The sequence below is a fragment of the Sphingomonas sp. CFBP 13733 genome, from assembly GCF_014841795.1.
GTDB lineage: Bacteria > Pseudomonadota > Alphaproteobacteria > Sphingomonadales > Sphingomonadaceae > Sphingomonas > Sphingomonas aerolata.
Genome location: NZ_JACYUP010000003.1, coordinates 227,135 through 239,632 on the forward strand (window position 1 = coordinate 227,135; position 12,498 = coordinate 239,632).

Sequence of the window (12,498 nt, forward strand, 5' to 3'; positions counted from 1 at the left end):
CCTCCGCGGGGACACAAGAACTGAAACCTATTCCAGCTCCAAAATCACCTGATCCACCGCCAGGCTGTCCCCCGCCGCCGCCGATACCGACTTCACCACGCCGGTCTTCTCCGCGCGCAGGATATTCTCCATCTTCATCGCCTCGACCACCGCAAGCGCCTGCCCCGCCTCGACCCGGTCCCCCGCCGCGACGTCGAGCCGCACCAGCAGCCCCGGCATCGGACAGATCAGGAATTTCGACAGATCGGGCGCGACCTTCTCGATCAGATGCGCGGCATAGGGCGCGACCCGCGCGGGCAGTACGCGCGCGACATGGCTCGCGCCGCGCGTCGTCAGCCTGAACCCGGCGCGCGCCCTGGCGATGCGGATCGTGAGATGCTCGTCGCCCTCGACCATCACCATCCGATCCCCCGGCGTATATTCGAGCGACAGGTCGAGCTCTTCGCCATCGACAGAAATCCCGTCGGTCGACACGCGCACGTCGTGATCGGTCCCGCCGATCATCACCACCCAGTCCGCAGGCGGGCGCAACCGCCGCCCGAGCTGCCCGTCGATCCGCCGCGCGCGATCGGCCTCCGCGGTCGCGGCGAACGCGGCGACGGCGGCAAGCGTCGTCAGCAACACCGCATCCGCGGGCGCGCCGTGGAAGCCGTCGGGATATTCCTCGGCGATGAACCCGGTCGTCAGCGCCCCCGACTGGAAGCGCGGATGCTGCATGATCGCCGACAGGAAATCGATGTTGTTCCCCGGCCCCTCCAGCTCGAACGCGTCGAGCGCCGCGATCTGCGCCGCGACCGCCCCCTCGCGCGTCGGCGCCCAGGTGATCAGCTTGGCGATCATCGGGTCATAGAACATGCTGACCTCGCCCCCCTCGCGCACGCCATCGTCGACCCGGACGCGGGGTTCGGCGGAATCCACAGCTCCTCCCCCGTTCGTGCTGAGCGAAGTCGAAGCACCCTCGCTCAGGGCGAACGGGAGGGGCGGATTATACCGCACCAGCCGCCCGATGCTCGGCAGGAACCCGCGATACGGGTCCTCCGCATAGACCCGGTTCTCGATCGACCAGCCGTTCAGCTTCACCGCGTCCTGCGCGAACCCCAGCGGCTCGCCCGCCGCGACCCGGATCATCAGCTCGACCAGATCGAGCCCGGTAATCTCCTCGGTCACCGGATGCTCGACCTGAAGCCGCGTGTTCATCTCGAGGAAGTAGAACCCCTCGCCGCTCGTATCCGCGCCCGACACGATCAGCTCGACCGTCCCGGCCGAATAATAGCCGACGGCGCGCGCCAGCGCGACCGCCTGGTCACCCATGGCCTTGCGCATCTTCGGCGTCACGAACGGCGACGGCGCCTCCTCGACCACCTTCTGGTGGCGCCGCTGGATTGAGCATTCGCGCTCGTTGAGATAGACGATGTTGCCATGCTGGTCGCCGATCAGCTGGATCTCGATATGCCGCGGGCTCTCGATGAACTTCTCGATGAACACGCGGTCGTCGCCGAACGATGCCAGCCCCTCGCGCTTGGTCGCCTCGAAGCCCTCGCGGACGTCCTGCTCGCCATAAGCCAGCCGCATGCCCTTGCCGCCGCCGCCCGCCGACGCCTTCATCATCACCGGATAGCCGATGTCGCCCGCGATCCGCACCGCCTCGTCGGTGTCCGCGATCTCGCCCAGATAGCCCGGCACGACGTTGACGCCCGCCGCCTTGGCGAGCTTCTTCGATTCGATCTTGTCGCCCATCGCCGCGATCGCAGCCGGCGGCGGGCCGACGAACGCGATCCCCGCCTCGGCACACGCCCGCGCGAAGCTCTCGCGCTCGGACAGGAAGCCGTATCCGGGATGGATACAGTCCGCGCCCGTCTCCTTGGCCGCCAGCAGGATCAGCTCGGCCTTGAGATAGCTCTCCGCCGCGGGCGCGGGCCCCAGCCTTACGCTCTCGTCCGCCATCAGCACGTGCGGGCTGCGCACATCGGCGTCGGAATAGACCGCGACGGTCTTGATCCCCATCGCCTTGGCGGTGCGCATCACGCGGCATGCGATCTCGCCGCGATTGGCGACCAGGATTTTCTTGAACATCTCTCGCCCTAAACTGTGCCGTCTCCCCGGCTTGGCGCCGGGTGCGGACGTGTATTTACTGGTACCAGATCATCGATTTGAGCTGCGCGGTCCGTGCCTTGGTCAGGGCGGTGCGGCAGCCGGCGATCGTCATCGCCTGCGCCGATCCGCCGGCATATTGCCCGCCCTCGATCACGCATTGCGTGTCGCGGAACTTCAGCCACGCGCGCTGGCTTTCGAGCAGCGATCCCGCAAACCCGAAGCCACCGCCACGCGACGTGTCCTGTGCATCGCGCCGCTTCATATAGGCATAGGTCCGCTTCCACTGCGCGGTCATCGCCGCATCCGCCTGCGCATAGCTGCTGCCCGCGGACCGGGTCATCTGCGCCTGCGCCTGCGACTGGGGCTGCATCGGCGCGGCGGCGACCAGGAGTGCGATCAGCAGCATGTCTTGGCCTCGCGCATCGGTTCGGCACCCGTCATCGGCGTCATCCCCAGCTTCGCCAGCAACGCCGCATCCGCGCTGTCGCCCGCATTGCCCGTCGTCAGCAGCGTGTCGCCGGTGAAGATCGAATTCGCCCCCGCCATGAAGCACAGCGCCTGGGTCGCCTCGGACATGCTCTCGCGCCCCGCCGACAGCCGCACCATGCTCAGCGGCATCGTGATCCGCGCGACCGCGACGGTCCGGACGAACTCGATATCGTCGATCTTGGCGAGCGGCGTGTCGGCGAGCATGTTGCCCAGCACCGTCCCCTTGACCGGCACCAGCGCATTGACCGGCACGCTCTCGGGATGCCGCGGCAGCGTGGCGAGCGCGTGGACGAAGCCGACGCGATCGCTGCGCGTCTCGCCCATCCCGACGATCCCACCGCAGCAGACCGAGATGCCCGCGTCGCGCACGTTCGCCAGCGTCTCCAGCCGGTCCTCGAAGGTCCGCGTGGTGATGACGTTGCCGTAATTCTCCGGCGAGGTGTCAATATTGTGGTTGTAGTAATCGAGCCCCGCATCGGCGAGCTGCTTGGCCTGCTCCGCGTCGAGCATGCCGAGCGTCATGCACGTCTCCAGCCCCATCGCGCGGACGCCTTCGACCATCGCCACGACCTTCGGCATGTCGCGCGGCTTCGGGTTGCGCCAGGCAGCCCCCATGCAGAACCGCTGCGAACCCGCCGCCTTGGCGTGCGCGGCGTCGGCAAGGACGGCATCGACGTCCATCAGCTTTTCCGCCTTCAGCTGCGTATCCGCGCTCGCCGACTGCGAACAATAGCCGCAATCCTCGGGGCACCCGCCGGTCTTGATCGACAGCAATGTGCACAGCTGCACCTCGCTCACCGCATGATGCGCCCGGTGCACGGTCTGCGCCCGGTACATGAGTTCGTCGAACGGCAGGTCGAACAACGCCGCGATCTCCGCCCGCGTCCAGTCCATACGCACCGTGCCCCCCTCCCCTTCAGGGGAGGGGCTGGGGGTGGGGCCCGTCCGCATATCCGACGTCGCTCTCGCGGCGGAACCCCACCCCAACCCCTCCCCTGAAGGGGAGGGGCTCGCAGGCGCCCCATAGCCGTCACCGGAGGGGCTCGTGCGGATCATCGTATCGGTCATTCTGCGGCTTCCTCTTGCGGGCCCATATTATGGCCGAGGAGCTTCAACACGTCCTCGGCGGCCTGGATCAGGTTGGTGCCGGGTCCGAAGATCGCCTGGACCCCGGCATCACGCAGCGCCTGATAGTCCTGTGCGGGAATAACGCCACCCGCGATCACCTTGATATCCGCGCGTCCCGCCTCGCGCAGGTGGCCGATCAGCTCGGGGATCAGCGTCTTGTGCCCCGCCGCCAGACTCGACGCGCCGACCACGTCGACGTCCTTGGCCAGCGCCAGCGCGGCGACCTCCGCCGGGGTCTGGAACAGCGCCCCCGGCACGATCTCGAACCCCAGATCGCCAAACATCGACGAGACGAGATTGGCGCCGCGGTCATGCCCGTCCTGCCCCATCTTGGCGACCAGCATGCGGGGCTTGCGTCCCAGCCGCCGCTCGGTCGCTTCGACCCCATCGGTCAGCCGCGTCCAGCGCGCATCGTCCTCATACGCGCCACCATAGACGCCCGACACCGGAGTCGGCTGCGTCCCGTAGCGCCCGAACACATCCTCCATCGCCGACGAGATCTCGCCCAAGGTCGCCCGCGCCCGCGCGCACTCGACCGCCAGCGCGAGCAGGTTCTCCGAGCCCTTCGCCCCCTCGCGCAGCGCATCCAGCGCGGCCCGGCACGCCTCCTCGTCCCGCGTCGCCTTGACGTGCGCGATCCGCTCGACCTGGCCTGCCCGCACCGCGACATTGTCCACGTCGAGGATCTCGATCGCGTCCTGCTCGGCGAGCTTGTACTTGTTCACCCCGACGATCACGTCCTCGCCGCGATCGACGCGCGCCTGGCGCCCCGCGGCGGCCTCCTCGATCATCGCCTTGGGCCAGCCCGCCGCGACCGCCTTCGCCATCCCGCCCTCGGCCTGGATCCGCTCGATCAGCGTCCACGCGCCGTCGACCAGGCTCTGCGTCAGGCTCTCGACATAGTAACTGCCGCCGAGCGGATCGACGACCTTTGTCATCCCCGTCTCTTCCTGCAGCACGATCTGCGTGTTGCGCGCGATCCGTGCGGAAAAGTCGGTCGGCAGCGCGATCGCCTCGTCGAGCGCGTTGGTGTGGAGCGACTGCGTGCCCCCCAGCATCGCCGCCATCGCCTCGATCGTCGTGCGCATGACGTTGTTGTACGGGTCCTGCTCGGTCAGCGAGACGCCGCTCGTCTGGCAATGCGTGCGCAGCATCTTCGACCGCTCGTCCTGCGCGCCCAGCTCGGTCATCGCGCGGTGCCACAGCACGCGCGCGGCGCGCAGCTTGGCGATCTCCATGAAGAAGTTCATGCCGATCGCGAAGAAGAACGACAGCCGCCCGGCGAACTTGTCGATGTCGAGCCCGGACGCGACGCCGTATTTCACATATTCCATGCCGTCGGCGATCGTGAAGGCGAGCTCGTGGAGCTGCGTCGCCCCCGCCTCCTGCATGTGATAGCCGCTGATCGAGATGCTGTTGAACTTGGGCATCTCGCGCGACGTGTAGCCGAAGATGTCCGAGATGATCCGCATGCTCGGCTCGGGCGGGTAGATATAGGTGTTGCGGACCATGAACTCCTTGAGGATGTCGTTCTGGATGGTCCCGTCGAGCAGGTGCCGCGGCACGCCCTGCTCCTCGCCCGCGACGATGAAGAAGGCAAGGATCGGGATCACCGCGCCGTTCATCGTCATGCTGACCGACATCTTGTCGAGCGGAATGCCGTCGAACAGGATCTTCATGTCCTCGACGCTGTCGATCGCGACGCCGGCCTTGCCGACATCGCCCGTCACGCGCGGATGGTCGCTGTCATAGCCGCGGTGCGTCGCGAGATCGAACGCGACCGAGAGCCCCTTCTGTCCCGCGGCAAGATTGCGCCTGTAGAACGCGTTCGACGCCTCCGCGGTCGAGAACCCCGCATATTGCCGGATCGTCCACGGCCGCCCCGCATACATCGACGCCCGCACCCCACGCGTGAACGGCGCGAACCCCGGGAGGCCGGGGTCGGCGGTCACGTCCGCCGCGGTATAGAGCGGCTTGACGTCGATACCCTCCGGGGTCGCCCAGGTCAGGTCGGCACCCTTCACCTCCTTGGCAGCAGCAGCCTCCCACTCGGCAAGCGTCGGATTCGGTTTGTGCGTATCATTCATACTTGAAACACCACCCCGGCGAAGGCCGGGGCCCAGTTGGAAAGTTTACAGTAACGAAGCGCAGCACCAGCCAATCCGCCGCCACCCAACTGGGCCCCGGCCTCCGCCGGGGTGGCGCGATCGATCGGCGCCATGGCCCCGTGAACACCGGCGTGCCCGTCTGAACGGGTGGAACTCGTCGCGCCAGTCATGCCCAAAACACCCCCCCCGGCGAAGGCCGGGGCCCAATTGGAAAGGTCACAGTAACGAAGCGCAGCACCAGCCAATCCGCCGCTGCCCAACTGGGCCCCGGCCTCCGCCGGGGTGGAGCGCGAACCAGACGTCACGTCCCCGTGAACACCGGCTTGCGCTTCGTCAGGAACGCGATCCCGCCCTCCATCGAATCCGCAGACCCGCGCGCGGCCCGCTGGTTGACCGCCTCGGCCTCCATCGCGCCCGCATAATCGCTTGCATAGGCCGCGGTGATCGCACGCCGCATCAGCCCCAATGCCACCGTCGGCATCGCCGCGAGCCGCTCCGCCAGCGCGAACGCCTCCGCGTCGAGCGCCTCGTCCGCGACGACCTTGTGCACCATCCCCCAGTCGAGCGCCTTCGCCGCAGGCACCCGCTCGCCCAGCATCATCATCTCGGTCGCGCGTGCGCGCCCGATCAGCCGCGGCAGCATCCACGACGCGCCGCCATCGGGCACCAGCCCGATATTGACGAACGCCTGGAGGAAATACGCGCTCTCGCTCGCGACACAGAAATCCGCGGCGAGCGCGAGGCTGCACCCGATCCCCGCCGCCGGTCCGCGCACCGCGCTGACCACCGGCACGCCCAGATCGGCGATCGCCGCCATCGCCGGATTATAGCTCCCCGTCAGCGCCTGATAGGTCGCCGCACCCGGATCATCCGACCCCAGCGCCCCGCCACCGACATCCGCGCCCGAACAGAACGCCCGCCCCGCACCCGCGATCAGCACCGCCCGCGCACCGTCGAGCGAGGCGACCGCGGCGGCGATCTCCTCGAACATCGCCGGCGGCGCCGCATTCAGCCGGTCGGGCCGGTTGAGCGTCAGCACCAGCACGTCGCCACGCCGCTCGCTCAGGATATGCTCATAGGCGGTCATGCCAGTCTCCCCCATCGATTACGCCCCAGTCCGCAAGCCCCACCCCCGCCGTTCGCCCTGAGCGAAGTCGAAGGGCCTGAGTCCCACGCCCTCCGACCACGCCCACCACGAACGGACGAAGGATGCGGGGTCAATGATCCTCCCCCGGCGTCTCCATCAATTCGACGAGCATGCCGCCAAAGTCCTTCGGGTGGACGAACACGATCGGCGTGCCATGCGCACCGATCCGCGGTTCGCCGAGCACCGTCGCGCCCTTGGCCTTCAGATCCGCGACCGCGGCCGCGATATCGGGTACCTCGAAACACACATGATGCTGCCCGCCCGCCGGATTCTTGCGCAGGAACCCCGCGATCGGCGAGCTGTCGTCATAAGGCTCGATCAGCTCGATCTGCGTATTGGGCGCATCGATGAAGCACACTTTCACACCCTGCGCAGGCAGATCGAACGGCTCCCCGATCACCGTCGCGCCGAGCAGCACCCGGTACGTCTCGACCGACTTCGCGATCGACGGCGTCGCGACCCCGACATGGTTGAGGCGGCCCAAAGTCATTGCGCATCCTCCGCCGCAGGCGGCGCAGGCGGCGGCACGACGCCCAGCGTGTAGCCGCACACCCCCAGCACCTGCCGCACCATCGCATCGCTCGCCGGCGCGACGAAATTGGCCTGCACCGCAAAGCCTGCGCCGTTGGTCGCCTCGACGCGCAGCGTCTTCGATTTCACCAGGAACGTCGTCAGCCGCGTGATCGCCACGGGATCGGTGATGTAGGTCCCCGTCCCCGGAAACTGCCAGTTATAGATGAAGGCCGGCCCGCCATCGAAGCGCACCGCGACCGGCTTGTCCGCGCCCTGCCCGAGCGACTGCGGCTGGATGAACTGGATCGACACGATCGACTCGGTGCCGACGTCGCACTTCACCACGAACCGCGACAGCCCGTCATTGCCCGTGACCGAGGTAGAGATGCTCCGCACCCCCGCCGCATTGGTCCGGTCGGCGAGCTTCCACGCGGGCGTTGCTGTGCTTGTCGCAGCCGCGGCTTGGAGAAGCAGAAGCGCGATCATTGCTCGATCCTCGGGGTCGGCCGTATCCCGGACCGCATTTCCTCGAACGTTTCCAGGCGGATCAGGCGTCCGTTGATCTGGATGACCGAGTCGACCACACGTCGCACCTGCCCGTTGGTCGCGGCAAGTTCCTCGCTCAATCGCTCGACCTTGCTGCGGAGCAGGATGACGGACTCGATCGTGCGCATCGCGTCGCCAATCATGCTCATGCGACACGCTCCGCGTCGAGCAGGCCGGCCTCGCGCAGCCTGTCGTCGATATCGGCGCGCAGACGCTGCTGCCCCTCGATCGCCGCATCGAGCGCGGCGTGCATCGCCGGGAGCGCCTCGTCGAGTTCGTGGATCAACAGCTTGAAGCGGTCGTCCTCGGTCATGTCACCCTCCACGACATAGCGCGAGGTCGCCTCGCGAACGACATGACCGACGGACATGCCGTTGCTCGCCGCAAACGCGTCGAGCGCCGCCTTGTGATCGGGGGTGGTCAGAAACGTCACGCGTTCGGTCTGCATGTCACGACTCCTTCGCATGACATGATAATGTGCTTGGCATGACCCAACAAGCCGCCCCCTCAGAGCGGGATGTTGTCATGCTTCTTCCACGGATTCTCGATGCTCTTGCCACGCAGCTTGCGCAGCCCCAGCGCGATCCGCCGCCGTGTCGAATGCGGCTGGATCACCTCGTCGATGAAGCCCTTGCTCGCCGCGACGAACGGGTTCGCGAAGCGCGCCTCGTACTCCGCGGTCCGCTCCGCGATCTCCTCGGGCGTCTTGCCGCGAAAGATGATCTCGACCGCGCCCTTCGCACCCATCACCGCGATCTCCGCGGTCGGCCATGCATAGTTGAGGTCGCCGCGCAGATGCTTCGACGCCATCACGTCATACGCGCCGCCATACGCCTTGCGCGTGATCACGGTGATCTTCGGCACGGTCGCCTCGCCGTACGCGAACAGCAGTTTCGCGCCGTGCTTGATGATCCCGTTATGCTCCTGCGCGGTGCCGGGCAGGAAGCCGGGGACGTCGACGAAGGTCACGATCGGGATCTCGAACGCGTCGCAGAAGCGCACGAACCGCGCCGCCTTCTTCGAGCTGTTGATGTCGAGCACGCCTGCGAGCACCATCGGCTGGTTCGCGACGAAGCCGACGGTCCGCCCCTCGATCCGCCCGAAGCCGGTGATGATGTTGGCCGCATGCGCCGGCTGCGTCTCGAAGAAATCGCCCTCGTCGACGACCTTCCGGATCAGCTCATGCATGTCATAGGGCTGGTTTGCCGACGCCGGGATCAGCGTGTCGAGGCTCTCCTCGACCCGGTCCCACTCGTCCGCGGTCGGCCGCTCGGGCACGCCCGCACGGTTCGATTCGGGCAGGAAGTCGAAGAAGTCGCGCGCCGCGAGCAGTGCCTCGATGTCGTTCTCGAACGCATTGTCCGCGACCGACGTCTTGGTCGTGTGCGTCACCGCGCCGCCCAGCGCCTCCTGCGTGACCACCTCGTTCGTCACCGTCTTGACCACGTCGGGCCCGGTCACGAACATGTAGCTCGAATCCTTCACCATGAAGATGAAGTCGGTCATCGCCGGGCTGTACACCGCACCGCCCGCGCAAGGCCCCATGATCAGCGACAGCTGCGGCACGACGCCGCTTGCCAGCACGTTGCGCTGGAACACCTCGGCATAGCCGCCAAGGCTGGCGACACCCTCCTGGATGCGCGCGCCGCCGCTGTCGTTCAGCCCGATGATCGGCGCGCCGACCTTCATCGCGCTGTCCATCACCTTGCAGATCTTCTGCGCGTGGCGCTCGCTGAGCGACCCGCCGAATACCGTGAAATCCTGGCTGAAGACGAAGACGAGGCGGCCGTTGATCGTGCCCGATCCGGTGACCACGCCGTCGCCGGGGATCACCTGGTCCTGCATGCCGAAATCGACGCAGTTATGCTCGACATACATGTCGAGCTCCTCGAACGATCCCTCGTCCAGCAGCACGTCAAGGCGCTCCCTCGCGGTGAGCTTTCCCTTGGCGTGCTGCGCTCCGATCCGCTTGATACCCCCGCCCACTCTTGCGGCTTCGCGGCGTCGTTCAAGCTCTTCGATCGTCGATGACATCGTCTCTCCGTCCTGCTGGGGGCTTTCACAGAGCGTGAGCCTTTGCGCAAATGCAATGTTGCAAACTTGTGCCACCCATGTTTGCAAACTACACCCGCGGCATGACCAATCCCCCCCGCCGCCTCTTCGTCGGACACCGGCTGCGCGACCTTCGCGGCACGCTCGGGATCAGCCAGGCGGCGATGGCGGTCCGGATCGGCATCTCGGTCAGCTATCTCTCGCAGATCGAGAATGGCGACCGCCCGGTCAGCGAAGCCGTGCTCGTCACATTGGCGCGCGAATTCCCCGCCGACTGGGGCAGCATCGACGCCGCCGACGACACCGCGCTGCTCGTCGCGACACTCGAGGCCGTCACCGACACCAGCGTAGCGGCGCCGACTCTGGACGAAAGCGCGATCCGCCGCGCGGTGAAGCACCAGCCCTTGCTCGCCCAGCGCCTCGTCGCGATGCACGACGCCTATCGCCGCGCGCAGGAGCAGTTGCGCGCGCTCGACGACCGGCTGGTGGCGGGGTCAGGCGCGCCCGGGCTGCTCCCCTGGGAGGATGTCCGCGACTGGTTTCACGCCGCGGGCAATTATGTCGACACGCTCGATCGTCGCGCGGAGGAAATCGGCGAGACGCTCGGCAGCGACCGGATCGCAGCACTCGAGGCGCGGCTCGCGGCGCGCGGCGTCTCGGTGACGATCTCGGGCGCCCTGGCAGCACCGTTACGCGACTATGACGGCGCGACCTTGCGGCTCGACGGGTCGCAGCCCGGCGAGACCACGCTCTTCTCGCTCGCGCATCAGGTCGCGCGCGGCGAGTTCGCCGACCTGATCGCCGACATCGTCGCCGCCTCCGACATGGCGTCGGAGACCGCGCGTGCGCTGCTGACCGCGGGGCTCACCAATTACGCCGCGGGCGCGATCGTCATGCCCTATACCCGCTTCCGCGCAGAGGCGCGCAGCGTCCGCCACGACATCGACCGGTTGCGGCGGATCTTCGGCACCAGCTTCGAACAGACCTGCCACCGGCTCTCGACGCTCCAGCGCCCCGGCGCGCTTGGCATCCCGTTCTTCTTCTGCCGCGTCGACATGGCGGGCAACATCACCAAGCGCCACTCCGCCACCCGCCTCCAGTTCGCGCGCTTCGGCGGTGCCTGTCCCTTGTGGATCGTCCACGAAGCGGTCGCGATTCCCGACCGCATCCTCACGCAATTGCTCGAGACCAGCGACGGCATCCGCTACGTCTCGATGGCCAAGGGGCTGGTGAAACCCTCCGAAACCTATACCCGGCCCGCGCGCCGCTATGCGGTGGCGCTGGGCTGCGAGGAGGCGAACGCGTCCGAATTCATCTACGCCGACGCGCTCGGCACCGGCGGCATCGCCACCCCGATCGGCGCATCCTGCCGCATCTGCCTGCGCCCCGACTGCGACCAGCGCGCGTTTCCGCCGGCCGCCAGCGAAATCCGCGTCGACCCCAACCGCCGCGGCGCGGTCCCGTATGAGGTGGTGTGACGACTAGGCCACCTCCCCGGCGAAGGCCGGGGCCCAGTTGGGGGCCGGAAATAACGTGAGGCGAAGCGGAGTCACGAGGGCCTTCCCACCTGGGCCCCGGCCTCCGCCGGGGAGGTAGTGTACGTCGCTGACCGCTCGCCCCAATCCGGCGACCCAGGACAGGCGGCCGCATCCAGCCCGCCCCCCAAAACCCGTCATCCCCGCGAAGGCGGGGATCCAGACCGGCAAACCACGGCGATACCCACAAAAGCCAGCCGCTCCGGCTTCCCGCCTCCGCGAGAATGACGGCACGGGTCGCACGTCCCGGTCAAAAAAAACCCCGTTCGCCCGCGAAAGCGAGGGCCCAGGCTCAAGCAGTGCAGCGCCTCATAACCCTGGACTCCCGCCTCCGCGGGAGAACGGCCAAGGCAAACGCCCCTCAATCCTTGGGAAAGAACCGCTCCACCACATTACTCGCCAACCGCGAAGGCCGCAGCGTCTCCGCATCCAGGCAACACCAGCTCGACTTCACCTCGGCCAGCACATCCTCGCCGCGCTTGATGATCGTCTCGTAAAACGCCCGCGCGCCCTGCACCTTTTCGAGCAGCACCGTCGCGATCACGTCGTCGTCCAGAAACGCCGGCTTGCGGTAGGTAATCTCGTGTTTCAGCGCGACCCACAAATGCCCCGCCACCGCCTCGGCCGGGGCGAGCCGCTGCCAGTGATCGATCACCGCGGCCTGTACCCACTTCAGATAGTTCGCGTTGTTGACGTGACCCATGAAGTCGATGTCGGCCGGCTCGATGCCGATGGCGTAGATATGGGGAATGGCTGTTGACACCCCACCTATATAGCATGGGCGCGGGCTTATAGCGATGACGACGCTGCTTCGACACCGACAATAAACGCTATTCCGGCCCGCGGCGCTTGTCCCTAGCATGATGCAACGCCGCCCTCTTGTGTT

At 67.3% G+C, this 12,498-nt stretch carries 12 protein-coding genes; 1 reads left to right on the forward strand and 11 read right to left on the reverse strand.

Annotated elements, in window-relative coordinates; translation table 11 throughout:
- Positions 1-27 precede the first annotated feature (27 nt).
- The 10 genes from IFT71_RS09590 to IFT71_RS09635 form a co-directional block, all read right to left on the reverse strand.
- A complete protein-coding gene (locus IFT71_RS09590) occupies positions 28-2,073 on the reverse strand; it encodes an acetyl-CoA carboxylase biotin carboxylase subunit (RefSeq protein ID WP_192140534.1) in 2,046 nt (681 codons plus the stop codon).
- A gap of 55 nt (positions 2,074-2,128) precedes the next feature.
- Positions 2,129-2,500, reverse strand: coding sequence for a lysozyme inhibitor LprI family protein (locus tag IFT71_RS09595; protein WP_192098630.1), 372 nt, complete (start codon positions 2,498-2,500; stop codon positions 2,129-2,131).
- A complete protein-coding gene (gene bioB / locus IFT71_RS09600) occupies positions 2,491-3,534 on the reverse strand; it encodes a biotin synthase BioB (protein ID WP_192140536.1) in 1,044 nt (347 codons plus the stop codon). The genes IFT71_RS09595 and bioB overlap by 10 nt, the downstream gene beginning before the upstream one ends.
- 113 nt (positions 3,535-3,647) lie before the next feature.
- Positions 3,648-5,798: a methylmalonyl-CoA mutase gene (gene scpA, locus IFT71_RS09605; protein ID WP_192140538.1), complete on the reverse strand. Its 2,151-nt coding sequence runs from the start codon at positions 5,796-5,798 to the stop codon at positions 3,648-3,650.
- 322 nt (positions 5,799-6,120) lie between these two features.
- Positions 6,121-6,906 (reverse strand): enoyl-CoA hydratase-related protein, encoded by a 786-nt coding sequence (locus IFT71_RS09610; RefSeq protein ID WP_192140540.1) that lies wholly within the window; start codon positions 6,904-6,906, stop codon positions 6,121-6,123.
- 130 nt (positions 6,907-7,036) lie between these two features.
- Complete coding sequence (gene mce, locus IFT71_RS09615; RefSeq protein WP_192140542.1) at positions 7,037-7,456, reverse strand: methylmalonyl-CoA epimerase; 420 nt, start codon at positions 7,454-7,456, stop codon at positions 7,037-7,039.
- Positions 7,453-7,965 (reverse strand): hypothetical protein, encoded by a 513-nt coding sequence (locus IFT71_RS09620; RefSeq protein WP_192140544.1) that lies wholly within the window; start codon positions 7,963-7,965, stop codon positions 7,453-7,455. The genes mce and IFT71_RS09620 overlap by 4 nt, the downstream gene beginning before the upstream one ends.
- Positions 7,962-8,174, reverse strand: a complete 213-nt coding sequence (locus IFT71_RS09625; RefSeq protein WP_192140546.1) for a hypothetical protein — start codon at positions 8,172-8,174, stop codon at positions 7,962-7,964. The genes IFT71_RS09620 and IFT71_RS09625 overlap by 4 nt, the downstream gene beginning before the upstream one ends.
- Positions 8,171-8,473 (reverse strand): hypothetical protein, encoded by a 303-nt coding sequence (locus tag IFT71_RS09630; RefSeq protein WP_192140548.1) that lies wholly within the window; start codon positions 8,471-8,473, stop codon positions 8,171-8,173. Before IFT71_RS09630 ends, IFT71_RS09625 begins: the two co-directional genes overlap by 4 nt.
- Before the next feature lie 59 nt (positions 8,474-8,532).
- Positions 8,533-10,059 carry an acyl-CoA carboxylase subunit beta gene (locus IFT71_RS09635; RefSeq protein WP_192098636.1) on the reverse strand — a complete coding sequence of 509 codons (1,527 nt, stop codon included), beginning with the start codon at positions 10,057-10,059 and terminating at the stop codon, positions 8,533-8,535.
- Positions 10,060-10,160: 101 nt separating this feature from the next.
- Between IFT71_RS09635 and IFT71_RS09640 the strand changes: the two genes are divergently transcribed.
- The gene (locus IFT71_RS09640; protein ID WP_192140550.1) at positions 10,161-11,555 is read left to right on the forward strand and encodes a helix-turn-helix domain-containing protein; all 1,395 of its coding nucleotides are present in this window, start codon (positions 10,161-10,163) and stop codon (positions 11,553-11,555) included.
- 418 nt (positions 11,556-11,973) lie between these two features.
- Here IFT71_RS09640 and IFT71_RS09645 read toward each other — a convergent pair whose 3' ends face one another.
- Entirely contained in the window at positions 11,974-12,375 is a 402-nt protein-coding gene (locus tag IFT71_RS09645) for an acyl-CoA thioesterase (RefSeq protein ID WP_031441838.1), read from the reverse strand.
- Positions 12,376-12,498 lie beyond the last annotated feature (123 nt).